This window comes from uncultured Psychrosphaera sp. (assembly GCF_947500655.1).
In the GTDB taxonomy this organism is placed as follows: Bacteria; Pseudomonadota; Gammaproteobacteria; order Enterobacterales; family Alteromonadaceae; genus Psychrosphaera.
The window spans coordinates 213,559-238,675 of sequence record NZ_CANMSK010000004.1 but is presented as its reverse complement, the minus strand read 5'-3'; the positions used below and the strand labels follow the sequence as shown (position 1 = coordinate 238,675).

Sequence of the window (25,117 nt, the reverse complement as noted above, 5' to 3'; positions counted from 1 at the left end):
TTCTTGTTTAGAGCCCAGAAGTTAGAAGTGTTAGAAGAGGTTAAACCTCAATAGTTCTAACTCCCTGCTCATTCACAATATCAGCCTAATAACTCTTTTAAGTATTTCGCCGTATGAGAACGAGGCTCATGACAAATATCTTCTGGAGTACCAGTAACTAAAATTTCACCGCCGCCAGAACCGCCTTCAGGACCTAAATCAATAACCCAATCAGCCGTTTTAACAACATCAAGATTATGCTCAATGATCACTAACGTATTACCTTGATCTCTTAATCTATGTAAAACAGTCAACAACTGTTCAATATCATAAAAGTGTAAGCCTGTAGTTGGCTCATCTAGAATATATAATGTTTGGCCAGTGTCGCGTTTAGACAGTTCTTTAGCTAGCTTCACACGTTGAGCTTCACCACCAGATAGCGTAGTCGCACTTTGACCTAAACGGATGTAACTAAGACCAACATCCATAAGCGTTTTAAGTTTACGACTAATTGCAGGAATGGCTTCAAAAAACTCATGGGCATCTTCAACCGTCATATCCAACACTTGGTGAATATTCTTGTTTTTATACAGAACTTCTAACGTTTCACGGTTATAACGTTTGCTTTTACAAACATCACAAGGTACGTAAACATCTGGTAAGAAATGCATTTCTACTTTTATTAAACCATCACCTTGGCAAGCTTCACAACGACCACCTTTAACATTAAAGCTAAAGCGTCCAGCTTTGTAACCTCGAGCACGTGATTCTTGTGTGCTAGCAAACAAGTCACGGATATTAGTAAAGATACCAGTGTAAGTCGCAGGGTTTGATCGTGGTGTACGGCCAATTGGGCTTTGGTCAATATCAATAACCTTATCCAATAAATCCATACCAACAATATCTTTATAAGGTGCTGGTTCAGCCGTTGTTGCACCATTTAACTCACGGTGCGCAATAGAGAATAAAGTGTCGTTAATTAATGTAGATTTACCAGAACCAGACACGCCAGTAACACAAGTCATTAAACCTAGTGGAATTTCAACTGTCACATCTTTTAAGTTGTTGCCAGTTGCACCACTTAAGGTTAGCCATTTACCTTTTTGTACTGGAGTTCTGTTTTTGGGTATTTCAATTTTTCTAGTGCCAGATAGGTATTGGCCAGTAATTGAGTTAGGCTCATCCATAATATCTTGTGGACTGCCTTGAGCAATAATTTCACCACCATGAACACCAGCTCCTGGGCCAATGTCTATAACGTGATCAGCTTCTCTAATTGCGTCTTCGTCATGCTCAACAACAATAACCGTGTTACCTAAGTCACGTAAATGGAACAAGGTTTGTAATAGTCTGTCGTTGTCGCGTTGGTGTAAACCAATTGATGGTTCATCAAGCACATACATAACGCCAACTAAACCAGCACCAATTTGGCTGGCAAGACGAATACGTTGAGCTTCACCACCAGATAACGTATCGGCACTACGAGAAACCGATAAGTAATTCAAACCAACGTTAACCAAGAAACCTAAACGTTCTTTTATTTCTTTTAAAATCTTTTCAGCTATTTGAGCTTTCTGCCCAACTAAATCCATTTTGTCAAAAAAGTCATGAGCGTCACCAATTGAAAGATCGGCAATGGTGGTTATATTAGTGCCATTAATAAAGACGTTTCTGGCTTCTTCGCGTAAACGACTGCCATCACAACTTGGGCAATGTTGTGTGCTTATGTATTTTGTTAATTCATCTCTTACCGAGTTAGATTCCGTGTCTTTATAACGACGTTCCATATTCGGTAAAATACCTTCAAATGGATGGGTACGCGTTACTACGTCACCACGGTCGTTCATGTACTTAAATTCAATATCTTGAGTGCCGCTGCCGTTTAAAATTACTTCTTTGTGTTCGTCAGGCAAGTCATTAAATGGCAAAGTTAAATCAATTTTATAAAAGGTCGCCAAAGACGTTAACATTTGGAAGTAATAGAAATTACGTTTATCCCAGCCTCTTATCGCACCGCCGGTTAAGCTTAATTCTGAATTGATAATGACTTTTTCAGCATCAAAATATTGTTTAACACCTAATCCGTCACAGCTATTACAAGCACCAGCTGGATTGTTAAACGAGAACAATCTAGGCTCCAATTCTTGCATTGAATAACCACAAACCGGACAAGCAAAGTTAGCACTGAAAGTAATATCAGCATCATCCGAGTCCATAAAACCAACTTGCAAGGTACCCGCACTTAATTCAAGCACAGTTTCAATTGACTCAGCTAAACGTTGTTGAATGTCGTCTTTTACTTTTAAACGGTCTACTACAACATCTATAGTGTGCTTTTTATGAAGTTCTAACGCTGGTGGATCTGACAAGTCACAAATCTCACCGTTTATGCGTGCACGTATAAAGCCTTGTGCCGCTAGATTCTCAAGAGTTTTAACATGTTCACCTTTACGTGCTTTAACCACAGGCGCGAGTAACATGATTTTAGTGCCTTCTGGCAGCTTTAATATTTTATCTACCATTTGCGATACGGTTTGGGCTTCTAACGGCTCACCGTGAGTCGGGCAAGTTGGTGTGCCAACACGGGCAAATAAAAGACGAAGATAATCGTATATTTCGGTAATAGTACCAACGGTAGAACGTGGGTTATGCGAAGTAGATTTTTGTTCAATAGAAATAGCCGGAGAAAGACCTTCAATATGATCTACATCTGGCTTTTCCATTAACGATAAGAATTGACGAGCATAAGCAGATAAAGACTCGACATAACGTCGCTGCCCTTCAGCATATAATGTGTCAAATGCTAAAGATGATTTCCCTGATCCAGAAAGGCCAGTGATAACGATGAGCTTATCGCGTGGAATATCCAAACTTATATCTTTTAAGTTATGAGTTCGAGCACCACGGACTTCTATTTGATTCATACGTAATTCTTACCTATTTTGAACTGATCGCTAATTATGCCATTTTGAGAGCCAATGTTTAATAACAAAATGCATTTGAGGTTGATTTAAGCTATTTATTTACATTCTTGTACCTTTAAAGACTGTATTTATTGATTACAACCAGATTAAAAATTAAAAAGTCGCAAAGATTATTTATTTTCAGCTATTTTATCGGCAACGTTTTAAGATAAATATGCTAATATCGCGCCTCAAATTTTTACGAAGTGGGATATGGAATTAGTGGAGCAAACTAATCTGAATTCATTAGAGAAACGCGCTGCCGTTTCTTTAGCATTAATATTTTCGATGCGTATGCTTGGATTATTTATGCTTATGCCAATTCTTGCTATTTATGGGCAAGAGTTAGAAAACGTATCTCCACTTTGGATTGGTATCGCCATTGGCGCATACGGTTTAACACAAGCTTTATTTCAAATCCCGATGGGGTGGTTATCAGACCGTTTTGGCCGCCGTCGTATTATTGTTATTGGTTTGGTCATATTTGCCATTGGTAGTGTGGTCGCAGCGTTAGCTACAAGTATTGAAATGGTAACCGTAGGCCGAGCCATTCAAGGTATGGGCGCAATTGCCAGTGCGGTTCTTGCACTTGCCTCAGATGTAACCCGTGAAGAACAAAGACCAAAAGTAATGGCCGTTATTGGCATGTGCATAGGATTAAGTTTTGCGGTGGCTTTGGTTTTAGGTCCAGTAATAGCGCAATCATTTGGTTTACAAGGTGTATTCTTTGTTACTGCGATTATGGCTGTTGTAGGGATTATTGTTACCTTAACCGTAGTGCCAGTTGCTTATACGCAAACACATTCTGGCGAGTCTGCCGTTTCAAAATCTAATATTGTGAGTATGTTATTTAACGGGCAATTATTACGCTTAGATTTAGGTGTTTTAATGTTGCATTGTTTAATGACCTCTATGTTTATTGCATTACCTATCTTATTTAAAAACTCAGGCTTGTCCGTTAATGAGCACTGGAAAATATATTTACCAGTTTTATTCTTGTCGTTTGTTTTTATGGTGCCTATGCTAATAGTTGGTGCTAAAAAAGGGATAGAAAAATCACTATTTTTATTTGCCATCAGCTTAATTATTTTAGCGTCAATTGTCATGGTTTTCTCTAGCGGTCTTTGGTCTTTGATTTTAGCTGTATTTTTATTTTTTATTGGCTTTAACTTTTTAGAAGCGAGTTTGCCAGCGCATGTTTCTAGGCTAGCGCCAGCAGGACAAAAGGGTGCAGCCATGGGCGTGTACTCAAGTAGTCAGTTTTTAGGTGCATTTTTAGGCGGTGTTGTCGGCGGTTTGATTGCTGAAAAATTTGGATTTAGTTATTTGTTTGCCGCCAATGGGGTAATTGCGTTACTATGGTTAGTCTTGGCTTTTGGCATGAAATTACCACTAAGTTCAAAGCGGATTTCAATCCCGTTTGCACCAAAGGTTAGCCTAGATTATCAAAGCCTTATCAACAAATTAAGCGAATGTGATGGCGTTATGGAAGTCACATTGGTTAAAGACGAAAGTCGAATATATTTAAAAGTAAACAAAACCAACTACGATCGAGCTAGTGTCGACCGTTTAGTTAGTAGCACAGATTAATCATAAAGATTCAGGAGAATAGTTATGGCTCGCGGAGTCAATAAAGTAATTTTAATTGGAACATTAGGCTCAGATCCTGAAGTAAGATTCATGCCTAACGGTAATGCAGTTGCCAATATCAGTCTTGCGACAAATGAAAGCTGGAAAGATAAAAACTCTGGCCAAATGCAAGAAAAAACAGAATGGCACCGTGTTGTTGTTTTTGGAAAGCTTGCAGAAGTAGCTGGCGAATATTTACGTAAAGGTTCTCAAGTTTACTTTGAAGGTAAATTGCAGACACGTAAATGGCAAGACCAAGCAACTGGCCAAGATAAATACACCACAGAAGTTGTAATTGATTTTGGTGGCCAAATGCAAATGTTAGGCGGTCGTTCTGACAATGCCGGTGCTGGAGCTCCAGCTGGTGGTTTTAAACCACAAGCACAGCAACAACCAGGTGGCTTCTCTCAACAAGCTGCGCCTCAGTCGGCACCACAGCAGCAAGCTGCACCACAACAGCAACAGTATCAACAGCCACAAGGTGGATTCCAACCACAGAGCCAGCCGCAACAACAGCAGCCTCAAGGTGGTTTCCAACCTCGTCAAGCACCATCAGCTCCACCAGAGCCATCAATGGACTTTGACGACGACATTCCGTTTTAGTTCTTACTAAATATGCATCGTTGTAAATTATTTTTAAGAGCCCTGTATATCAGGGCTTTTTTGTATCTGGGCGTTCAGGTTCCATCTGCGGTGAGTTATCTTTTTTCAACAGCCAAAAAGGCGGGGCTTAGTTTGGGGTTTTTAAGATCTAAAAGCTAAGAGCTTAAGCTAAATTGTTTTTAAACTATTATATTGTAGAAGTGTGATAGATCTATTTCGCCCCTCGGCGAGTTACCTTTTTGTAACAGCCCAAAAACGTAACCTGCTCTTATTATGAAAGAGAGCGCCGCCCCTCACCAAAACATCTGTATTAAATCAGGAGGAAAAGCAAGATCAAAGATTAAAGGCAGGGTGAACCTGACGGTTCGCTTGATGTGAGTGTCCAAATTTGGGGTTCAGAAGGTAGCTGCCCACGTTATTTTAGCTACTCTTTATCCCATTCTACTTCAGTTAATAACTGAGTCATCAACTGCTCTAAAGCCCATAACGTTGCCGGCCCAGTATTCGCGTAGTTGTTAATGATTTTTTGTTTCGAATTGGTTTTAACCATTGTATATACTGATGAATGATCAGTAACACCATAGGTATATACATCTTGAAGATCCATAAATGCTATTTCATCTATATACGCCAATATATTTATCAGTTGGTACGTTTCAATTTTTCCGGTATATATTCCCATTTTATCGACGAAGTTATGTCCTTCGTAATAAACTGAACCGTCCATTTTAATATTTAGCAAAAATGTGGGACAACGACCAAAACAGGACGTTTTTTGCAGACCTATTTCAGTAATCCCAAAAGTTTTAAATTCATAATTTTGAAATTCTGATTTATCAAAAAGTGAAGGTAATGAAACTCCACTTTTTTTGTGGAGTGTTACTAAATCCTGTGCACTCACTTGAAAGAATGAGGTTAAGATAAATATTAGTAGATATTTACGCATGACTACCTTAAGTAGCTAAACTACCCTAGTTAACAGATTTGGTATCATTTAACCGCGAACCGCGCTGAATTTTCAGTCTTTTTTTCATATTACGATAATAAAGGCCGACTTCTTCAAGGTAATCTTCGTAATTATAGCTTTCTATATGATAAAGCACATCAACTTGACCATTCGGTTTAATAAAGAATAAACCAGTTTGTCGAACTTTTGGTTCTATAATTCCACAACCTGAAATCTTTAATTTTTCCACTTCTGAAGCTGACCCCTTTTTCAATCGCTGAGGTAATACTGTCACTTCATACTCTGGTGTTGTATCTGTCCAAGAACGGTATCCTTCTTTAGTTCTTAGTCCCGTTATCATACGTTTTTGGTATGTTGTTAAATGAACACCAGTAACTTCGGCAATAAAGATAGTTTCATAATTGTCAAAGTTCTTATCAGGTAAAACTCTGCCCATACAAGCAATAGCAGTGACTGAGCTAAATAAGGATATAAAAGTTAATATTCTAAATAGTGTGACCATGTTTACCTTTTTAGTAACTATTTAGTTACCTTACTCTTTTTCTTATATTAATAACAAAACTCATAACTGTTTGCCAATGCTTTTATTTATCGAGTTATCGACAAAGAAAAAATAACGAAAACATCCACCTCTTGATTCAGAAACAAATTGTTAGGTTTGGTTGGCTTTTTGGCTTTACTCTATTTCTCCATCATAAAATCACTTCATTAATATTATTTTTATAAAATTCGAAGCAGGGATGCTGAGAAAGGGCTCGCCGTCAGGTGAAACCTGATGGTTCAGAAAATAATAATTTACAAACAACTACACAGATATCAATATATAAAACAAATCAAAAAACAAAATAAGAGACCCCATTTTATGCCTGAAATTAATCTCAAATGTACTTGCGGCATGGTTCAAGGAAAAACGGCTAATATAGATAAAATGGTGGGTAACCGTATTGTTTGTTGTTGTGATGATTGTCAGTCGTTTGCAGAGTATTTAAAACAAGAAGATTCGATGTTAGACCAATATGGCGGTACGGATCTTTTTCAAATGCCGATTTCTTATGTAAAAATCAGCCAAGGAAATGAGCAAATTGCTTGTGTTAAGTTAAGAGAAAAAGGGATGTTTCGGTGGTATGCCAAATGTTGCAATACACCTATTGGTAACTCTTTGGACTCAAAAATGCCTTTTCTTGGGCTTGTGCATAATTTTATGGACAATGCTAAATCCCGTGATGAGGACTTAGGTTCAGTAAGGGGTTACTTGCAAACCAAATACGCTAAAAAAGAAGTTGTTGAGCAAAACCATTCGCCGTCTAAAGCAACGGTAAGAATGATAGTTAAACTGCTTGTTTGGAAGATAAAAGGGCTTAATACGCCGTCGGCATTTTTTAACAATAGCGGTGAGCCAGTTACAAGACCAACTGTATTAAGCTCTGATCAAAAATAGATTTTGTAGTGGTATGTTAAAGCCTCGGCTTTTATACAAGGGCAATTTACATAAGAATAATCTAAATATTTAAAGGTGGCTGTCCATTTTATTTCATTTTATTTTCTTCCAAAAGAAGCGGAAAAAATGATAGATCAAACATTGCTTTATACCGCATCAACCCGACCAAGTGAAAGGTTAGTGCTGATGGGTAATAAAAAGGTGGTCGAAAAAGCAGTTGCAACAGGTTCTATAGCCCAGAGTAGAAAAACATACCTAAAAGAAAGGGTTCGTTTCTCACTTACAGATATTCAGAAATAATATGTCTTTTACTGTTTGATGTTTACTTTTTAAAGGTTAGGATTAAAACCAAAAATAGGACTCACTAAATAAGGAAATAGAGTTTGAAAATAATAATAAATTCACTAGTTTTTCTGTTTCTTGTGAACACGCTATCAGTTTCAGCACAAGAAAAAACGTGTACATCAATAGATGAGTGCAAAAGTGCGATAATTGAGCAGGGATTAAAGAGAGAAACTGATAAATATGGAATGACGAAAGAGGACTCAAACTTAGCTCAATCAATACGAAGTTTGGATATAGATACCACTCCAATGCTCGTTAACTTGCTGGAACATCAATCATTTGGAGTGAGAAGATTAGCAGGATTTACCCTTCAAGGGGTTAACGAGATTGATCCAAAGTATTTATCTAAGATAAAAGCTGCATTAGATACAACTCCTTGGTTGGTAAGAGCACTAGGACGAATAAATTTACCCAGTGCAGCTCAAGAGGCTGTAAAAAGATATTCAACTGCAAGTAGTTCTCCCCACAATGGAGAGGGATATGCTGTCAAGCATTCAAAAGAAAGGGCTGTTCCTTTTATTATGGATTTAATAAAGTGCAAAACAGGATGTCCGAAAGGTTATGTCTATAACTTTGGTGTGTTGTTATCTGAAATGGAGGTTGAGAAAGAGTTCTTAGTTCGTGAACTTAGCAATGTAATTGCAGATAAATCTCTTTCTGATGAGACGTTGACAGGGGTTATTGATATTCTCTCCTTTTTTGAAAAGGATGCTTTAAGCGCTGAGCCTGTGCTAAGCCAGCTTATCAAAGACCGACCAAGACTGGAACCAGCAATCAATAATGCTTTTATTCGAATGGGCACTGATAAGGGTATAAAATTACTTATAGAGTCGATTGCGAGTGAACCTTCAACTCATAAAATGCTTGAGCTTGCAAAACATGGAGAGCTAGCAAAGCCCGCTGCACCTGTGTTGATTCAGCTATTAAGTCAGGATGATTTCGAGTTAAGGCAGATTTCTGCAAGGACACTCGGTTTTATAGGCAACCCAATTGCAGAAGATGTTCTTGTTTCACAGCTTGACAATGACTCTGATGTGGTACTTAGCGTGATAGCTGCTCAATCACTAGGTGAATTGAAGTCTGAGAATTCGTTAGTTGCACTTAATATTGCTAAGGAAGAGCATTGGTATCCCCCAGTAAGAAAGGCTGCTAAAGAAGCTATAGATATTATTAACGGAAAACAACAAACATCAGAAGATAGAGAAATATTTCGTTCATATTATTCAATAATGGAAAATCCATATTTAACCCAAAAAGTCTGCGAACATGTTCCTTTGGCTAGGTTAAAAGAGGCTCAAAACGAAAAACTGTATAAGAATGACAGCATAGAAAGATTGAAGCAGCTTAGTTACGACACCCATGTTATTAGCTATGGAGCAAGTGATGAAACTGATCAGGTACTAAACGGAAATGAAATCATTGAAGTAACGGCTGAAAATATGGTTGAGCATAGAACACCGCTGAAGCAAGTACCTGATATGGCTCTAAAAGTTGATGGCGGTTGGTTAGTAGGTTCCAGTAGAGGTGAATGGGGTGGCGAGTTAGTTTATGTTGGCAAAGGAGGAACAACTAAAAAGGTGCTTTCAGCCAATATAGAGGACATTTACAAACTTGGTGGAGCAATTATCTCTACAACTGGTCTAGCTCACTTAGGAATGAACGATGGCATGATTTATAAATTCGCCAGAGATGAGAATGATAATTGGGTTGCAGATGAATGGATTAAACTTCCCGGATCACCAAAATCATCATGGTTTGTCGAAACGGGTGAGCTACTCATTAACGTCCTTAGAGGGGGGACTCTACTATTGTCCAAAGATGGAACGATGAGGGTTGCTCCATGCAAAGGTAATTAAGTCATATAGTGTTGATTAAAAGCGTAAATACGTGCTTATACACGCCTTAATTAACAAATTTTTGTTTTTTGTTGGTATAGATTTTTTAGGTTGTGGTGATTTGCAGAGAAATAAGGGGGGGGAGAGTTCACTCACTCACCTATGTTTTGTTTTGTGTGTTCATTAACGTTCTAGTTCTTACTAAATATGCATCGTTGTAAATTATTTTTAAGAGCCCTGTATATCAGGGCTTTTTTGTATCTGGGCGTTCAGGTTCCATCTGCGGTGAGTTATCTTTTTTCAACAGCCAAAAAGGCGGGGCTTAGTTTGGTGTTTTTAAGATCTATCACCTACTCACAATGTAATAGTCCAAAATAATTTAGCTCAGTATTTTCTCTTTAGATCTAAAAATAAACTATGGCCAATATCTTACTGTATGATAACTGGGTTCTAAGCTTGTATAAATTAAGTAAGGTAATTAAGAATGATAAAAACGCTTAGCCTTTGTGTTGGCTCTACCAATCCCGTTAAAGTTAATGCCGCTAAACAAGCATTTTTAACTGTGTTTCCTGAACATCAAATTGACTGTGTTGCAATGAAAGCAGAGTCTGGTGTTAGTGAGCAACCTATGACGGAAGCTGAAACGCGTTTGGGTGCTCAAAATCGTGTTCGATTTTGTGCGGAGCATGTTAATGACAATTCTGACGAGAAAGCCGCTAAGAGCAATATCGATTACTTTGTCGCGATGGAAGGTGGTGTTGATTTTCAGGAAGAGGGCGCGGTTAGCTTTTCTTATGTGGTTATTTTAAATTCAAACAATCAGTTAATGACAGGGCGTTCTGCTAACTTGCCTTTACCGGCTAATATCTTCAAGCGTTTACAAAATAATGAAGAGTTAGGGCCTGTTATTGACGATGTGTTTAATACTTCTAATATTAAACAAAAAGGTGGGGCGGTTGGTGTGTTAACCAATAATGCTGCCACAAGAGAAAGTATATATACTCAAGCTTTAATCCTCGCACTTGCTCCTGCTTTGCATCCACAACATTATTAGCTCTAGAGCTAATAACTCTAGAACTAGCAACCGTTCTCTAATAAAGAGCGTTTTTTAAATTAGGAAAAACAAAATAAATGAAATACCAATGGGTGTTGTTTGATGCAGATGAAACGTTATTTCATTTTGATATTTTATCTGGGCTAACTCATATGTTTTCTCGTTATGGAGTGACTTTTACTCAATCTGATTTTGATGAATATCAAAGTGTGAATAAACCACTTTGGGTGCAATACCAAAACGGTGAAATTAACGCGCAGCAATTACAAATAACTCGTTTTATGCAATGGGGCAATAAGCTGAATGTGCAGCCTAAGGAATTGAATGAGCAATTTTTAGATGCCATGGCTGAAATATGTGAGCCTTTAGATGGTGCATTAGATCTCGTTACTAGCTTGCATAAACGTGGTGTTAAAATGGGTATTATCACTAACGGTTTTGCTCAATTACAAGAAATACGTTTGCAGCGTACTGGTTTTAAACCTTATTTTTTTCCTGTGGTTATCTCTGAATTGGTGGGAGTTGCAAAACCGCATCTTGATATTTTTAACTATGCACTAACAAAGATGAATAACCCAGATCCTGAGAAAGTCCTTATGGTTGGCGATACGTTGGAGTCAGATATTTTAGGTGGCAATAATGCAGGCTTTGACACTTGCTGGTTAAATCGTCATCACAATTTAGAGACTAGTTCAGGCAACAGCAAAGCTGTAAATCAACCGTTAAATACAAAGATCAGCCCTACATACCAAGTTACATCATTAGCTGAGTTGCTGGCGTTACTGAGTGAGTAGTTTGGCGTTTGTCATTAAAATACTCTTGGTAAACTAGTTATTTAAAACGACGACATAATAATCTATCAAACAAGCAGGTACAAAATCTGGAAAGGTAAGCTTCACTCCCTTCAGTAATAAAAAATACACAAAAAAGTAACTTCCTAAGTATTTACACATTGTTTGCACTGTGCATTTTTATATTTCTGATCACGAAATAAATTGTTCAATAAATTAACTCTGTAATTTGATCCACTATTTTATTCATGTTCCAAGGTTATTTTATTTTTTTATATTAAGGTGATCATGGCTGTTCAATTAAATATCTCCGCAGCGAGTGAGCTGCATTTAGTTAATGCAGCTAATGAGGTTTGTCTAAAAGATATAAGTGATATTCCGCTTCATAAAGAAACGGAACCTCCGTTAGAGCCTATTAATAATTTATTGGCAAGCTTTGAAAGCTATCAATTAGACGATCTCAATAACGCTAACTTAATGAATCGTGTAGACAGTAAATTTATGTTGCCGTTATCATTTTTACCTGAGCTATTGTCGCAATTACATGGTCATTACCGAATATTAGACATTGCTGGGTTAAGGCAGTTTTCTTATTACAATCAATATCTCGATACACCTAATATGGAATTGTACCGAGCGCACCATAATGGGAAGTTGAATCGTTTTAAGGTTCGCCGCCGTCGTTATCTTGATACTTCCACTGAATACCTTGAAGTGAAGTTGAAGAACAATCAAAAGCGTACTGTAAAAACACGTATTAAGTTATCTGAAGATAAAGGTAATGATGTAAATAGCCGTGAATTTTTGCAACAAGAAATGCACGGCAAATATGCCAATTTAGATATTACCCAACAAAGTGGTTACAAGCGTATTGCTTTGGCAAATGAAGAAAAAGCCGAGCGTTTAACATTAGATTTTGATCTTTGGTACAACAATAAAAATGGTGATAACCGCGTTACATTGCCAGGTTTTTTTATTGCTGAATTAAAGCAAAGTAAGAAGTCTAAGAATTCCCCTTTTTATCAATTGATGAGTAAACACCACGTGTTTCCAACCTCATTTAGTAAATATTGCATTGGTTGTGCGTTGTTATATCCAGAGAATATAAAAGCCAATCGATTCAAATCCGTATTATCCCGAATTAAGCAGTTACATCACTGTTAAACCACTTTAGCTGTAGAGAGAAATTAGAATGACAGAATTAGATTTTACTTTTATTGCCCGTTTTTTAGTTAACTTACTTTCATTAATCGCCTTGTGTTACGGCTGTTACTTTCGAGTAAGTAAAAATGCCGTTGTTGCAGGCTCATTTATTTTATTTGGTGTGGGCGTTTTCATTATTACTTATCTACTGCACGGCGTAGATATGTCGATGGAATTTGCTTTTGGTTTGTTTGCTGTTTTCACTATGCTTAGATACAGAACTGAGTCGATTTCCATTAAAGAAATGACGTACTTATTTTTAGTGACGGCAATTGCATTATTAACTTCAGTTGGGCAAATGAGTTTGCTTGATCTCGGTATTTTAAATGGCTCTATTTGCATAATCGCGTTGGCAATTGATTCAAGTATTTTTATAAAGCGTTATGAAATGCAAAGTGTTTGTTATGAAAAAATTGAAAATATTTTACCGCAAAAAAGAGAAATATTAATTGCGGATTTAAAACAAAGAACTGGTTTAAATGTGGTTAGTGTTGAAATTGAGAATATAGATTTTTTAAGAGATACAGCGCAATTAAAGGTTAGTTATATTGCGGATGATTTAACACATAAGGAATATGTAGAAGATGTTAAAAATACATTAACAAAAGAGGTGTGATGTGAACAAAAAAATTACAGTAGCTTCGATATTTGTTTCTTTATTATTCACTGGTTTTAGTGCTGCAAGTAACGCTAAAAAAGATGACCTATTTAACCTAAGCGGTTACTTAATGCTTGATTATGACTTTTTTGATGAGTCTTTGCTTGAAGATGTAACAGGGCAAGGCTCTCAAAGTGAAGTTGATATTCGCAGAGCGCGTTTAAGTTTAAAATCAGACTTTAACAAGGATTGGGAAGGTAAATTTCAACTTGGTTTTGAAGACGGTGTTGAAATTAAAGATGCATATCTTGAATATAAAGGTTGGTCATTTGCTGATGTTATTGTTGGCCAGCAAAAAGAAAATTTTGGCTTAGAGAAGTTAATTGGTTCACGTAAATTGTTGATGATTGAACGTAGCATGAGCACTGAAGCTTTTGCGCCAGGTCGTAGCTTAGGTGTGAGTCTAGAGGGGGAGTTATCTTCATTGCTTTGGCAGCTAGGCTATTATCAACCAAGTGGCGATGAAGCTAAAAGTGCAGTAACGGGCAGAATGGTTTGGCTTCCTTGGCAGGAACAACAAAATTTACTGCACTTAGGTGTAGCTTTTAGTGAACGTGATTATGGCGGTAATGAATTTAGAATAAATGAAACATTAGAAGTTAACTTTGCAGATTCGTTACTCGAAGGTAAAAAAATTGATACTGACACGGTTTCAATGCAAGGTTTGGAAGCACTTTGGTTGCAGGATAGATTTACGTTAATGGCTGAGTGGCAACAAGCAGGAGTAACCAGTATTGAACAAAAAACGTATGATTATGAAGGCGGTTACGTTCAGTTTGGTTATCAGTTATCTGGTGGTTCTCGTGAATATAAAAATGGAAAGTTAGGCAATTCATCTAAAAACGGTTGGGAATTAATTGGTCGATATAGTGAATTAACCTTAAAAGAAGAAGGTGAGAGTGCAGAAACGTACGCAATTGGTTTTAATTATACGCTAAGCAAGAACTTTAAATTTATGGGCGATTATATTAAAACAGAATATTTTGAAGATGGTGCTAGTATCGGCGATGGTGATGCCGTTTCAGTACGAATTCAATACTCATTTTAAGACTGAATTACTATAAATTGCTGTGATTTTTAGCTTTTTGCTAAAAAAGGTGGGGATATCCCGCCTTTTTTATTTCTAATGGTGTATAACTATTAATATTAACTTTACCCCAATATTTGCTTTAAAATTCCATCACATTAATATGGTGATTTTGCTCAGAGTAAATTAAAACATAATAATTATAAGTATACGGACATGCAGTTTTCACGCATTTTATTTGATTTAGTCACAAGGCATATCACGATGTTGATTTGTGTTGTTTTTATTTTAATAAACGGCATGTTTTATACCGCAGCAAAACACGATCATTTAAGCCAAATCAATGCTCAACTTCAATATACCGAGCAAATGCTCGAGCTTTCTTTACCTCTAGATATAATCAAACCCTTATCCCCAATTATTTTAGAATGGCAATTAATAGATATTGCAGGTTATACGCAAAAACGTAAAATATTTGGCAAGAGCTGGAATGCTGAAAAAACTACATTCCCAGTCGATGGCGGCCATATACTGTTAATCCACAAATCAATGTTTTCAGCTTATTTCATTCAATTTTTTATAGTCAATTTGATCCTATTTTTGACCGTATTAATTATTTTAATTGTGGCTCATCTAAATTTATATAAACACTGGAAAGTTTTAATTCAACTGGAAGCGTGGGCTAATCGATATGATAAAAATGAGCAGTTTAAGTTTTACTTAACAAATACCTCATACAGCTTAGTCAATACTATCCGTCATGTCATCCAAGCAAAAAATGAGGCTCAAAAAACAGGAAGTAAAGCTGACCATTCTATTCGTAGCAAAACATTTTTAGATTATCATACGGGTTTGGGTAATCGACTTTATTTTGAGCATAGATTGGATTCAGTTTTACAAGACGAAGATAAAGTATATGGTGCCGTTTTAATTATACAATTTGATATGTTAGATATCATTCGTGACCGAGATGGTAAACATGCGGTTGCTCAAATACTGCAGCAGTATTCGGAAATACTAAAAGAATATGTAGATGATACAGCTCAATCAGTTGTATCGCGTATAAGTCCCAATGATTTTGCTATTTTATTACCTTATGTTGACGGTAATGAAGTGGAAAGGATAGCTCTTAGTATTCTTAGAATGAGCCAAAAAGTAAAATTACCTGATTACATTGATACTAATGTTGTTTGTCATATTGGTGTTGATATGTATGACAGAGAAGACGATACATTTAAAATATTAGCTGAAGCTGATATGGCATTGAGAGCGGCGCAGCTGCATGGGCCTTCAGGTTGGTTTATGTATGACTCAGGGCAACTCCCAGCATCAGAAATCAAAGGCTCAGTGCGCTGGCGTACAGCCATTCAAAATGCAATTGATACAAACAGTTTTGTTTTGTTGTTTCAACCAGTAATTGGTGTAGACATGAGAGTACACCACCATGAAGTATTGGCTCGCATGCAAGATACTCGTGGTGAATTAATTAATGGCAAAGTTTTTTTCCCTATGGCTAAAAAATGTGGCTTGATACCATTAATAGATAGGCAGGTTTTATTGGGCGTTGTAGATGTAATGAAGCAAGGAGATTTAACGCCTATCTCGGTGAATATTCATATAGATAGCTGGTTAAATAAAGATTTTTGTAGTTGGTTAATTCAATTTTTAAAAGTAAATGTTGATCTTACTAAGTATTTTATATTTGAAATCTCAGAATTCGAGTTAGCACAAAATGCTAAAAAAATGTCTTCAACGTTTGCAGCGGTTCGTCGTTTTCAAGTTCAGTTTATGATCGACCAAGTCGGCTTATATGTATTAGATACAGGTTATCTGGATTACTTAGATGTTAATTATTTAAAACTACATCAAAGTTTAGTTAATCAAATACAGGTACGACCGGAAAATCAAATGTTCATTCGAAGTCTGCAAAATGTTGTGGCGAATAAAAACATTATGATTTTTGCAACTGGGGTTGAATCGGAGCAAGAGATGATAACTTTAGAGAGGTTAGGAATTAATGGGATCCAAGGGCATTTTGTTAAACAGCCATCAGAACATATAGTATTTGGTCCAGAACAAATTAATATTGATGCCGATAGTTTAAGCCTTTAATCCCTTGTAAACCTCCGGTATGAATTGCCACTAACGATTTGTCGTCATTAACTAGTTCATCAAACCTATACATTAACGTATGCATTAACTTACCTGTGTAAATTGGTTCAATAGGTATGTGAGTTTGTTGTTGAAAGTCTAAACAAAATTCATTCAACACATCTGTTGTTTTACCGTAGCCGCCAAATAAGTTGTCGCTGATAATGGTTAGCCGCGTGCCATATTTTTTCTTAAGCTCTGTTAATAGCGGAATGTCTTTTACTGCAGCTACACCGATGAAATTCATATCTTCAAAAGCATCTAACATCCCAGATATAGTCCCACCTGAACCAATAGCACAAGCAATAATATGTTTATCAGCACTGATAGATTGCTGTTTTAGTTCTTCTACTAATTCAGCTAAGCCCTCAGCGGCTAAATGATTGCTACCACCTTCTGGGACAAAGTAATAATTAGGATGGGCTATTTGTAATTGCTCAATAAATTCTGGTTCATGGCGTTTTCTATATTCTTCGCGTGATAATGCAATAAGCTGCATATCATTTTGCATAGCCAATGAAAGGGTTGGATTATTAATGTCAATCTCATGAGTTCTGATAAAACCGATAGTCTTAATGTTCGCTTGCTTACCAGCGGCAGACAATGCAGCTATATGGTTGGAGAAGGCTCCGCCAAAACTTGCAATTCCATCGTATTTATCAGTGTCTAACTGTTGAAAGTTGAATTTTAGCTTGCGCCATTTATTACCTGATATTTGAGGATCAATAAGATCATCTCGTTTCATCTGAAAATGAATGTTTTGTCCAGAGTTCAATTTATAGCAGGTCTTAGTTAATGGTGTGATTTGAGTAATGTCAAAAATCTTTGTGTTCATATTTAAGATATAAATCTAACGGTTATAGATTGATTGGTAGAGTATATATTTGATGGACATGCAACACATTAAAAATATAGTAATACAGCTAAGGTATTTATAGTGGCTAGTTTTACCTATATTTTACATGCACTGAGTGATGTAAATACCAAACAATTTGTTATAAAAACAAACTCAAAACATCAAAAAATCTTAATATTGTGCCTATAATGGTACAAGCTATTTCATTAAACGTATTATTAGCAACCATTTATAGATGGGATAAAATCATCTATGATTTATCGGCGTAGTAAGTTGATTGTGTTACTGAAACCCATACTTTTAAAGTCGTTGGTAGTTTTTTAATCGGAAGATTTATAAAAATATAATGGATGTTTTTTTTATTGTATAACCTAAAAATTACTCAATAATGTATAAAAGAGGTCGATACTATTAAAATGCACTTGCGCTTTGGGAATTAACTCAATAGCATAGCAAGATGTGAAATTTTTGAAATTCTCAGTTTTTTTCTGGAAATAAATAATAAGTAATTTTGGGAACGGAAGTACTATGTTAAGAGCTCTACTGGCGTTATTGTGTGTTTTGGTAATGGGAAGTGTAAATGCAGAAACAACTGCAGCTGCAGAAGCAGCAGCTGTGACAGTTGAAGCTACCCAAGCCGAAATCGCAAGTAAAAAAATCGAATACGATGATTCTAACTTAGCTTTGCAAACGCAAATGAATGAAGCTAAGCAAATGAAGATAGACTTGGCGGCACTTCGTGAAGAATCAAAAAAGCTTGAACGCGAGAAAGCGATAGCTTTGGAAGAGATGAATAATCAATTCCAAAAAATGATAAAAGATCCGACTTTAGATATTGCAGCTTCCCGCGCAAAGTACACCAAATCGGTAAACGCCGACAAACAAAATAAGCAAGATATCGAAGATCAATTAATCGCGGTTGAAGAGAAAGAGCGTGAAGTTGCTGATATTCGAGTTTTAAAACATTCTTTATTGAATAAGTTAGAAGGCTTGAAGGAGCAATTAAACAAATCTCGTGTCGAACGTTTATATACGCAATTTAATAAATCCGGTAAGTTGACCGTGCAACACACTGTTGAATGTGACCTGGAAAAGACTTTGTCAGAATGTATTCGTCGTACTGAAGAGCTTGCTAAAGAAAAAGCATCAGCACGTTATATGGATAAAATATTTGCTGAGTTATCAGAATCAAAGTCTGTAGCTACTCGACGTGATGGTGCAGGTACAAGTGTTAAAATTATAACTGCTAAAGTAATTGAAAAAGCGTTTTCTGGTTTTGCTAATTATTCATTAACTATGGATGTGGATTTAGTTGGTAATTTAACTCGCCCACAAGCTTGTAAGTTATTGGAATTAAATGAACGTTATTGTTTGGCCACTCCAGCTAGCGTTAGTAATAGTGGTTCTGCAGTATCAGCAAACACCTCCGCAGCCGTTAAATCAAAAACAGTTCCAAAAGAAATGTATGAACTAACTGTACGTTCAAATGTATTTGGTGATGAAGTTTATATTAACGGTGCTAGCTTTGGTTCTACTAAATTAAGTGTGATGATGCCCGCTGGTACTCACTCTGTTGAAATTGTAAAGGTAGGCTATAAGACGTATGTGGAGCATGTTAATTTAAAAGCAAATTATGAAATCAGTGTTAATTTGGTGAAAGAAACAAAAAAGTTCTCAAAGGGTAGTAGTATTCAAGATGAGTTGGGCAATAATAAAAAAGGCCCTCGATTAGTTGCTATTACTGCTGGTGGTTTCAAAATGGGTGATGTTTCGGGACGTGGTTTAGAAAATGAACGTCCAGTAGTTACCCACACTATTAAAGATTCATTTGGTATGGGCGAAAAAGAAATTACAGTAGCTGATTTTTCTCAATTTATCGCCGCTACAAATTATATAACTGTTGCTGAGCAAGGCAAAGGTTGTGCTTATTACAGTGATTCAGAGCCAAAATATGACGAAAATATAAATTGGCGTAATCCTGGTTATGAGCAAACTGATAACTACCCTGTAGTATGTGTAACTCTAGATGATGCAAAAGCATATGTTAACTGGTTATCTACTAGCACAAATAAAAATTATCGCTTACCAACTGAAGGCGAGTGGGAATATGCTGCTCGTGCTGACTCAGAGTCAGATTACTGGTGGGGCGATGCTATCGGTAGTAATAACGCTAACTGTGGTTGGTGTGGAAGTGAGTGGTCAAATAATAGTGCAGCTCCAACAGCATCATTTGAACGCAACCCTTTCGGACTTTATGACGTAATTGGTAATGTTTGGGAATGGAGTGACTCAGGTTCAGAGCAAGTTTCTGTCGTTCGTGGCGGTGCTTGGAACTTTGCTCCTAGTTTAGCTCGTGTTTCTACTCGTTTAGAGATAGCTTCTAATTTCCGTTCAAACTACATCGGTTTTCGTGTAGCAAGGGATAGATAGATTAAAAATACAGCATAATCTTAAGAAAGGGGCTTTTGCCCCTTTTTTATTTGCTAATTTTATGCTTTTGTTAGCAGTTCGTGCTTGCCGGAATCGCAGGTGTTATGTAAAGTTAGCTATTCGTTTTTTTTAGAATTATTTTCAAAGGATAAAAAGCGCCATGTTTAAGAATCTGCGCGGTATGTTTTCTAACGATTTGTCGATAGATTTAGGTACGGCAAACACATTGATATACGTAAGAGAGCAAGGGATAGTTCTAAATGAACCATCTGTAGTTGCTATTCGTCAAGAACGAGCTGGTGGACCTAAGAGTGTGGCCGCAGTTGGTGCTGAAGCAAAACGTATGCTAGGTAGAACTCCTGGTAATATTAAAGCTATCCGTCCAATGAAAGACGGCGTAATTGCCGATTTTTATGTTACTGAGAAAATGCTTCAATATTTTATTAAGCAAGTTCATAACAATAACTTCTTTCGCCCAAGCCCTCGTGTTCTTGTTTGTGTACCTTGTGGTGCAACTCAAGTTGAACAAAGAGCAATTCGTGAATCAGCATTAGGTGCTGGTGCTCGTGAAGTATTCCTAATTGAAGAGCCAATGGCTGCCGCAATTGGTGCAGGTCTTCCTGTATCAGAAGCGACTGGTTCTATGGTTGTTGATATTGGTGGTGGTACAACGGAAGTTGCTATCATTTCATTAAACGGTGTTGTTTATTCTTCATCAGTTCGTATTGGTGGTGACCGTTTTGATGAATCAATCATCAACTATGTTCGTCGTAATTTTGGTAGTTTAATTGGTGAAGCAACAGCTGAACGCATTAAACAAGAAATTGCTTTTGCTTTCCCATCTAATGACGTAAAAGAAATGGAAGTTCGTGGTAGAAACCTTGCTGAAGGTGTTCCTCGTTCATTTACTCTTAATTCAAATGAAATCTTAGAAGCATTGCAAGAGCCATTAACTGGCATTGTTAGTGCAATCTTAGTTGCACTAGAAAAATCACCACCAGAGTTAGCATCTGATATTGCTGAAAGAGGCATGGTATTAACTGGCGGTGGCGCATTGTTACGTGATTTAGACCGTTTGTTAATGGAAGAAACTGGTATTCCAGTTATCATAGCTGATGATCCGTTAACGTGTGTTGCTCGTGGTGGCGGTAAAGCGTTAGAAATGATTGACGTACACGGCGGTGATTTATTTAGTTACGAATAAACTAACCTTTGTTTAGTTTTGTAATTTCGCAATAATGATAAACGGCAGTCAACACTGCCGTTTTATTTCAATAAATCTAATAACAAGTAAGTAATTATGAATCCCATTTTTGGCGCAGGACCATCATTACCTTTAAGGTTTTCTTTAGCTTTAGTTATTAGCTTTGTTACTATCACATACGATGTATATACTGATAGTTCTAAACAGATCCGCAGTTATTTAAATACTTTAGTATCACCGGTTATCTACTTAGCAAATTTACCTCAACAAGCATTAGATGCAACATCTAAATATGCAGCTTCAAAACAAGCCTTATTAGATGAAAACGAAATACTTAGAGAGTTGCAGTTAATGCAAAATGAAAAGTTACAGCGTTACAATATGCTAATGTCGGAAAATGCGAAGTTAAGAGCTCTGCTACAAACCAATTTAAGAATAGAAGTTAAAAAGTCAGTTGCTGAGATAATGGCCGTGGCGAGTAATCCATTTTCACAAAATGTGATGATAGATAAAGGCTCATCCCAAAAGGTTTATGAAAGTCAGCCTGTGTTAGACGATCTTGGTGTTGTTGGTCAGATAGTCAACGTGGCGAATACAACGTCTAGAGTTATTTTAATTACCGACCAAACACATTCAATTCCTATTAGAATTGCCCGTAATGATGTACGTGGTATTTTATCTGGCACTGGTGATATAAATAAAATGTCACTCATTAACTTGCCACATGGTACTGATGTAAAAGTAGGTGACAGTCTTATAACCTCAGGTCTAGGTGAGATATTTCCTGATGGTTATCCAGTTGCAAAAGTTATTGAGATCTATCCTGATGAATCCCAACCGTTTATGAATATAATTGCAGAGCCTGTAGCAAGACTTGATAGATTAAAACACGTTCTCCTGTTGTGGCCTCAAGATAAAATTGGAAGGGATAAATAATGGCGAAAAATGGCACCTCCCCTTGGTGGTATATCAATGCAAGTATTTTAGTTGCACTGATTTTAAATATTATGCCGCTTCCTATCCAATTAAAAGGCATTTGGCCTGATTGGGCTGCGATGGTTGTTATTTATTGGGCTATTGCAGTACCACAAAGAGTCAATATTGGTACGGCGTGGATAGTGGGTTTCTTACTAGATATATTGCTAGGTACTGTACTTGGTGTGAATGCTTTAGGATTGTCTATAGTAGTATTCGCGGTATCGTCAAATTTTCAAAAATTACGTAACTTTACAGTTTGGCAGCAAGCTGCGTTAGTTGGTATTTTCTTAGTTTTATTTCATCTTGTAGTGTTTTGGCTAAATAGATTTTTATTAAACGTAAACTTTTCGTTTGAATATATCACTCCTTCATTTACTAGTGCATTGTTTTGGCTATGGTTATTTCCTGTTTTACGCTCATATCGCAGAAGGTTTAAAATTCGTTAATCATGCAAAAAATAATTTTGGCTAGTCAATCACCAAGGCGCAAAGATTTATTGTCCCACATTGTTGCCAAATTTAGTGTGCAAGCTGCTGATATAGATGAAAGTGTATTAGCCAACGAATCTCCCACAACTTATGTTTCTCGTCTATCCTTAGAGAAAGCACAACATATCTTTAGTTCGAACTCAGATGCTATTGTTATTGGTTCAGATACCTCAGTTATTATTAATAATATTATTCTGGGGAAACCTGTAGATTTGCAAGATTGTATAAAAATATTATCTTTGCTATCAGACAAAAAACACCAAGTTATCACTGCATTTACAGTGATGAGTAAAAATAAAACAATTACTCAAGTAGTTTCTACAGATGTATTGTTTAAGGCATTAAATGAGGAAGAAATAATTAATTATTGGCATACCGGTGAACCACAAGATAAAGCTGGATCTTATGCAATACAAGGCATTGGCGGAAAGTTTGTTAAAGCAATTAATGGTAGCGTTAGCTCTGTAGTTGGCCTCCCTCTTGTAGAGATAGAGCAAGCCTTAAAAGAAGTGATGGAATAATGTCAGTTGAATTATTAATAAATATTACCCCAAGCGAAACTCGTGTTGCTCAAATAGAAAATGGCATGTTGCAAGAGTTACATTTGGAACGCCAAAGCACAGTAGGTATTGTTGGCAATATTTTCCTTGGTAAAGTTAGCCGAGTATTACCCGGCATGCAGGCTGCATTTGTTGATATTGGCATGGAAAAAGCAGCATTTTTACATGCGTCTGACATTATTACCTATGACCATGAAAACGATAAGATAACTCCTAAATCCAACTCAGTTAGAGATATTGTTGATTTAGTGAGAGAAGGTCAAAAAATTATAGTTCAAGTGGTCAAAGATCCGCTTGGAACCAAAGGCGCTCGTTTAACCACAGATATAACATTGCCTTCACGTTATTTAGTATTTATGCCAGATTCAAAGCATGTAGGTGTATCACAAAGAATAGACAATGAAGCAGAAAGACAGCGTTTAAAGTCCATAGTAGAAAATCATTACGAAGAAGGTAATGGCGGTTTTATTGTTAGAACTGCAGCCGAAGGTGCGGGTGAAAAAGAACTTGCCCAAGATGCAGTTTTTCTTAAAAAGCTGTGGAATAAAATAATAAAGAAGAAAAAGAAAACTAGAAATCAGGCTGTGTTGTATGAAGATTTAAGTTTGGCTTTTCGCATAATTAGAGATTTTGTAGCCGAAGAATTAGAAAGAGTAAGAATAGATTCCAAACTAACATTTGGTGAGCTAACCGCATTTACCGAAGAGTTTTCGCCTGAGTTAACCAAAAAGCTAGAATATTACCCAGGTGAACGCCCAATTTTTGATATGTTCGATGTTGAGTCTGAAATCAAACGAGCATTAGATAAAAAAGTAGATTTAAAATCCGGTGGTTATTTAGTAATTGACCAAACTGAAGCTATGACCACAATAGATATAAATACGGGAGCCTTTGTTGGGCACCGCAGTTTAGAAGATACTATTTTTAATACCAATAGCGAAGCGACTCAAGCGATAGCTCGCCAGTTACGGTTACGCAATTTAGGCGGTATAATTATTATCGACTTTATCGATATGCTTAGTACTGATCATCAAAAACGAGTATTACACAGTTTAGAAATTGCCTTATCAAAGGACCGTGCTAAAAATAATGTACATGGTTTCTCAGCGTTAGGCTTAGTTGAAATGACTCGTAAGCGTACACGTGAAAGCCTAGAACATGTTTTATGTAGTGAATGCGAAGTATGTAATGGCCGCGGCTATGTAAAGTCAGTAGAGACGATTTGTGCCGAATTACTGCGTGAAATTGTTCGTGTTAACCGAGCTTATGATGCCGATAAGTTTATTGTATACGCATCAACGGCAGTGGCGGAGTCATTAGAAAACGATGAATTCCATAATTTAGCCGAATTAGAGGTTTTTATTGGAAAACAGATTAAGGTCAAAACAGAATCACTGTATAATCAAGACCAATTTGATGTTGTGATGATGTAATCGATTAGCAATAGTAAAAATATGAATCAGTTAAGTGTTGAATTAAAAGACGAAAGTGCAACTGTCCTGATGGGAAATAAGTTGGCATTGGTAGTTAAAGATGGTGCTATTGTTTATTTGCACGGCGACTTAGGTGCAGGAAAAACCACTTTTACTCGCGGTGTTATTCAAGGTTTAGGGCATAAAGGCAATGTAAAAAGCCCAACTTATACTTTAGTTGAGCCATATGAGCTAGACTTAGTGAATGCCTATCATTTTGACTTATATCGTTTAGGTGATCCGGAAGAATTAGAGTTCATGGGGATACGTGATTATTTTGAACTTAATTCGCTTTGTTTAATCGAATGGCCTGAGAAAGGCGCGGGAATTTTACCGGAAGCAGATTTAGATATAACATTAGAATATGTTGATGCTGGGCGGATAATTACCTTTGTGGCTAATAACCCTAAAGGTTTATCAATATTAGCATTATTAGAACAACAGATATAAAACCAGACATAACAAGAGAATAAATAAATAAGATGT

General features: G+C 36.7%; 22 protein-coding genes. 18 read left to right on the top strand and 4 right to left on the bottom strand.

Translation table 11 applies throughout. The features are described from left to right. Positions 1 to 80 precede the first annotated feature (80 nt). Positions 81 to 2,903, bottom strand: a complete 2,823-nt coding sequence (gene uvrA / locus Q0940_RS05860; protein ID WP_299265412.1) for an excinuclease ABC subunit UvrA — start codon at positions 2,901 to 2,903, stop codon at positions 81 to 83. A gap of 261 nt (positions 2,904 to 3,164) precedes the next feature. On the opposite strand from uvrA, the gene Q0940_RS05855 reads away from it, so the two are divergent. Together Q0940_RS05855 and ssb are read left to right on the top strand one after the other, a co-directional pair. Then, the gene (locus Q0940_RS05855; RefSeq protein ID WP_299265478.1) at positions 3,165 to 4,532 is read left to right on the top strand and encodes an MFS transporter; all 1,368 of its coding nucleotides are present in this window, start codon (positions 3,165 to 3,167) and stop codon (positions 4,530 to 4,532) included. Positions 4,533 to 4,556: 24 nt separating this feature from the next. Continuing rightward, positions 4,557 to 5,174 (top strand): single-stranded DNA-binding protein, encoded by a 618-nt coding sequence (gene ssb / locus Q0940_RS05850; RefSeq protein WP_299265409.1) that lies wholly within the window; start codon positions 4,557 to 4,559, stop codon positions 5,172 to 5,174. A 424-nt stretch (positions 5,175 to 5,598) separates the two neighbouring features. Here ssb and Q0940_RS05845 read toward each other — a convergent pair whose 3' ends face one another. Together Q0940_RS05845 and Q0940_RS05840 are read right to left on the bottom strand one after the other, a co-directional pair. After that, the gene (locus Q0940_RS05845; protein WP_299265407.1) at positions 5,599 to 6,120 is read right to left on the bottom strand and encodes a DUF6438 domain-containing protein; all 522 of its coding nucleotides are present in this window, start codon (positions 6,118 to 6,120) and stop codon (positions 5,599 to 5,601) included. Between the two features lie 25 nt (positions 6,121 to 6,145). After that, complete coding sequence (locus Q0940_RS05840; RefSeq protein ID WP_299265402.1) at positions 6,146 to 6,643, bottom strand: hypothetical protein; 498 nt, start codon at positions 6,641 to 6,643, stop codon at positions 6,146 to 6,148. A gap of 360 nt (positions 6,644 to 7,003) precedes the next feature. On the opposite strand from Q0940_RS05840, the gene Q0940_RS05835 reads away from it, so the two are divergent. The 9 genes from Q0940_RS05835 (at position 7,004) to Q0940_RS05795 (ending at position 16,604) form a co-directional block, all read left to right on the top strand. Continuing rightward, entirely contained in the window at positions 7,004 to 7,579 is a 576-nt protein-coding gene (locus tag Q0940_RS05835; protein WP_299265398.1) for a DUF6151 family protein, read from the top strand. 126 nt (positions 7,580 to 7,705) lie between these two features. After that, positions 7,706 to 7,879 (top strand): hypothetical protein, encoded by a 174-nt coding sequence (locus tag Q0940_RS05830; protein ID WP_299265395.1) that lies wholly within the window; start codon positions 7,706 to 7,708, stop codon positions 7,877 to 7,879. A gap of 83 nt (positions 7,880 to 7,962) precedes the next feature. After that, positions 7,963 to 9,780 carry a HEAT repeat domain-containing protein gene (locus Q0940_RS05825; protein ID WP_299265392.1) on the top strand — a complete coding sequence of 606 codons (1,818 nt, stop codon included), beginning with the start codon at positions 7,963 to 7,965 and terminating at the stop codon, positions 9,778 to 9,780. A 463-nt stretch (positions 9,781 to 10,243) separates the two neighbouring features. Further along, positions 10,244 to 10,813, top strand: a complete 570-nt coding sequence (gene yjjX, locus Q0940_RS05820; protein WP_299265388.1) for an inosine/xanthosine triphosphatase — start codon at positions 10,244 to 10,246, stop codon at positions 10,811 to 10,813. A 77-nt stretch (positions 10,814 to 10,890) separates the two neighbouring features. Continuing rightward, positions 10,891 to 11,607 (top strand): pyrimidine 5'-nucleotidase, encoded by a 717-nt coding sequence (yjjG, locus tag Q0940_RS05815; RefSeq protein ID WP_299265385.1) that lies wholly within the window; start codon positions 10,891 to 10,893, stop codon positions 11,605 to 11,607. A gap of 285 nt (positions 11,608 to 11,892) precedes the next feature. Continuing rightward, entirely contained in the window at positions 11,893 to 12,768 is an 876-nt protein-coding gene (locus Q0940_RS05810; protein ID WP_299265382.1) for a polyphosphate polymerase domain-containing protein, read from the top strand. Positions 12,769 to 12,796: 28 nt separating this feature from the next. Beyond that, on the top strand, positions 12,797 to 13,423 hold the full coding sequence (locus Q0940_RS05805) for a DUF4956 domain-containing protein (protein ID WP_299265379.1): 627 nt from the start codon (positions 12,797 to 12,799) through the stop codon (positions 13,421 to 13,423). 1 nt (position 13,424) lies between these two features. Beyond that, positions 13,425 to 14,513 carry a porin gene (locus Q0940_RS05800; RefSeq protein WP_299265376.1) on the top strand — a complete coding sequence of 363 codons (1,089 nt, stop codon included), beginning with the start codon at positions 13,425 to 13,427 and terminating at the stop codon, positions 14,511 to 14,513. A 243-nt stretch (positions 14,514 to 14,756) separates the two neighbouring features. Beyond that, the gene (locus tag Q0940_RS05795) at positions 14,757 to 16,604 is read left to right on the top strand and encodes an EAL domain-containing protein (RefSeq protein WP_299265373.1); all 1,848 of its coding nucleotides are present in this window, start codon (positions 14,757 to 14,759) and stop codon (positions 16,602 to 16,604) included. On the opposite strand, the gene Q0940_RS05790 is transcribed toward Q0940_RS05795, so the two are convergent. Further along, positions 16,573 to 17,478, bottom strand: coding sequence for a pyridoxal-phosphate dependent enzyme (locus tag Q0940_RS05790; RefSeq protein ID WP_299265370.1), 906 nt, complete (start codon positions 17,476 to 17,478; stop codon positions 16,573 to 16,575). The genes Q0940_RS05795 and Q0940_RS05790 overlap by 32 nt on opposite strands. A gap of 549 nt (positions 17,479 to 18,027) precedes the next feature. Here Q0940_RS05790 and Q0940_RS05785 point away from each other — a divergent pair. The 7 genes from Q0940_RS05785 (at position 18,028) to tsaE (ending at position 25,081) form a co-directional block, all read left to right on the top strand. Further along, positions 18,028 to 19,929, top strand: coding sequence for an SUMF1/EgtB/PvdO family nonheme iron enzyme (locus Q0940_RS05785; protein ID WP_299265367.1), 1,902 nt, complete (start codon positions 18,028 to 18,030; stop codon positions 19,927 to 19,929). A gap of 160 nt (positions 19,930 to 20,089) precedes the next feature. Further along, the gene (locus tag Q0940_RS05780) at positions 20,090 to 21,133 is read left to right on the top strand and encodes a rod shape-determining protein (protein WP_299265364.1); all 1,044 of its coding nucleotides are present in this window, start codon (positions 20,090 to 20,092) and stop codon (positions 21,131 to 21,133) included. A 96-nt stretch (positions 21,134 to 21,229) separates the two neighbouring features. Continuing rightward, a complete protein-coding gene (gene mreC / locus Q0940_RS05775; RefSeq protein WP_299265362.1) occupies positions 21,230 to 22,069 on the top strand; it encodes a rod shape-determining protein MreC in 840 nt (279 codons plus the stop codon). Next, on the top strand, positions 22,069 to 22,557 hold the full coding sequence (gene mreD, locus Q0940_RS05770; protein WP_299265359.1) for a rod shape-determining protein MreD: 489 nt from the start codon (positions 22,069 to 22,071) through the stop codon (positions 22,555 to 22,557). Before mreC ends, mreD begins: the two co-directional genes overlap by 1 nt. 2 nt (positions 22,558 to 22,559) lie before the next feature. Beyond that, entirely contained in the window at positions 22,560 to 23,120 is a 561-nt protein-coding gene (locus tag Q0940_RS05765; RefSeq protein ID WP_299265356.1) for a Maf family protein, read from the top strand. Then, a complete protein-coding gene (rng, locus tag Q0940_RS05760) occupies positions 23,120 to 24,592 on the top strand; it encodes a ribonuclease G (RefSeq protein ID WP_299265353.1) in 1,473 nt (490 codons plus the stop codon). The genes Q0940_RS05765 and rng overlap by 1 nt, the downstream gene beginning before the upstream one ends. Before the next feature lie 21 nt (positions 24,593 to 24,613). Continuing rightward, positions 24,614 to 25,081 carry a tRNA (adenosine(37)-N6)-threonylcarbamoyltransferase complex ATPase subunit type 1 TsaE gene (gene tsaE, locus Q0940_RS05755; RefSeq protein WP_299265350.1) on the top strand — a complete coding sequence of 156 codons (468 nt, stop codon included), beginning with the start codon at positions 24,614 to 24,616 and terminating at the stop codon, positions 25,079 to 25,081. Positions 25,082 to 25,117 lie beyond the last annotated feature (36 nt).

Excerpts from the sequence above, each read along its gene's own strand:
- uvrA (WP_299265412.1), bottom strand. The coding sequence starts at position 2,903 with ATGAATCAAATAGAAGTCCGTGGTGCTCGAACTCATAACTTAAAAGAT.
- ssb (WP_299265409.1), top strand. The coding sequence starts at position 4,557 with ATGGCTCGCGGAGTCAATAAAGTAATTTTAATTGGAACATTAGGCTCA.
- Q0940_RS05845 (WP_299265407.1), bottom strand. The coding sequence starts at position 6,120 with ATGCGTAAATATCTACTAATATTTATCTTAACCTCATTCTTTCAAGTG.
- Q0940_RS05840 (WP_299265402.1), bottom strand. The coding sequence starts at position 6,643 with ATGGTCACACTATTTAGAATATTAACTTTTATATCCTTATTTAGCTCA.
- Q0940_RS05835 (WP_299265398.1), top strand. The coding sequence starts at position 7,004 with ATGCCTGAAATTAATCTCAAATGTACTTGCGGCATGGTTCAAGGAAAA.
- Q0940_RS05830 (WP_299265395.1), top strand. The coding sequence starts at position 7,706 with ATGATAGATCAAACATTGCTTTATACCGCATCAACCCGACCAAGTGAA.
- yjjX (WP_299265388.1), top strand. The coding sequence starts at position 10,244 with ATGATAAAAACGCTTAGCCTTTGTGTTGGCTCTACCAATCCCGTTAAA.
- yjjG (WP_299265385.1), top strand. The coding sequence starts at position 10,891 with ATGAAATACCAATGGGTGTTGTTTGATGCAGATGAAACGTTATTTCAT.
- Q0940_RS05810 (WP_299265382.1), top strand. The coding sequence starts at position 11,893 with ATGGCTGTTCAATTAAATATCTCCGCAGCGAGTGAGCTGCATTTAGTT.
- Q0940_RS05805 (WP_299265379.1), top strand. The coding sequence starts at position 12,797 with ATGACAGAATTAGATTTTACTTTTATTGCCCGTTTTTTAGTTAACTTA.
- Q0940_RS05795 (WP_299265373.1), top strand. The coding sequence starts at position 14,757 with ATGTTGATTTGTGTTGTTTTTATTTTAATAAACGGCATGTTTTATACC.
- Q0940_RS05790 (WP_299265370.1), bottom strand. The coding sequence starts at position 17,478 with ATGAACACAAAGATTTTTGACATTACTCAAATCACACCATTAACTAAG.
- Q0940_RS05785 (WP_299265367.1), top strand. The coding sequence starts at position 18,028 with ATGTTAAGAGCTCTACTGGCGTTATTGTGTGTTTTGGTAATGGGAAGT.
- Q0940_RS05780 (WP_299265364.1), top strand. The coding sequence starts at position 20,090 with ATGTTTAAGAATCTGCGCGGTATGTTTTCTAACGATTTGTCGATAGAT.
- mreC (WP_299265362.1), top strand. The coding sequence starts at position 21,230 with ATGAATCCCATTTTTGGCGCAGGACCATCATTACCTTTAAGGTTTTCT.
- mreD (WP_299265359.1), top strand. The coding sequence starts at position 22,069 with ATGGCGAAAAATGGCACCTCCCCTTGGTGGTATATCAATGCAAGTATT.
- Q0940_RS05765 (WP_299265356.1), top strand. The coding sequence starts at position 22,560 with ATGCAAAAAATAATTTTGGCTAGTCAATCACCAAGGCGCAAAGATTTA.
- rng (WP_299265353.1), top strand. The coding sequence starts at position 23,120 with ATGTCAGTTGAATTATTAATAAATATTACCCCAAGCGAAACTCGTGTT.
- tsaE (WP_299265350.1), top strand. The coding sequence starts at position 24,614 with ATGAATCAGTTAAGTGTTGAATTAAAAGACGAAAGTGCAACTGTCCTG.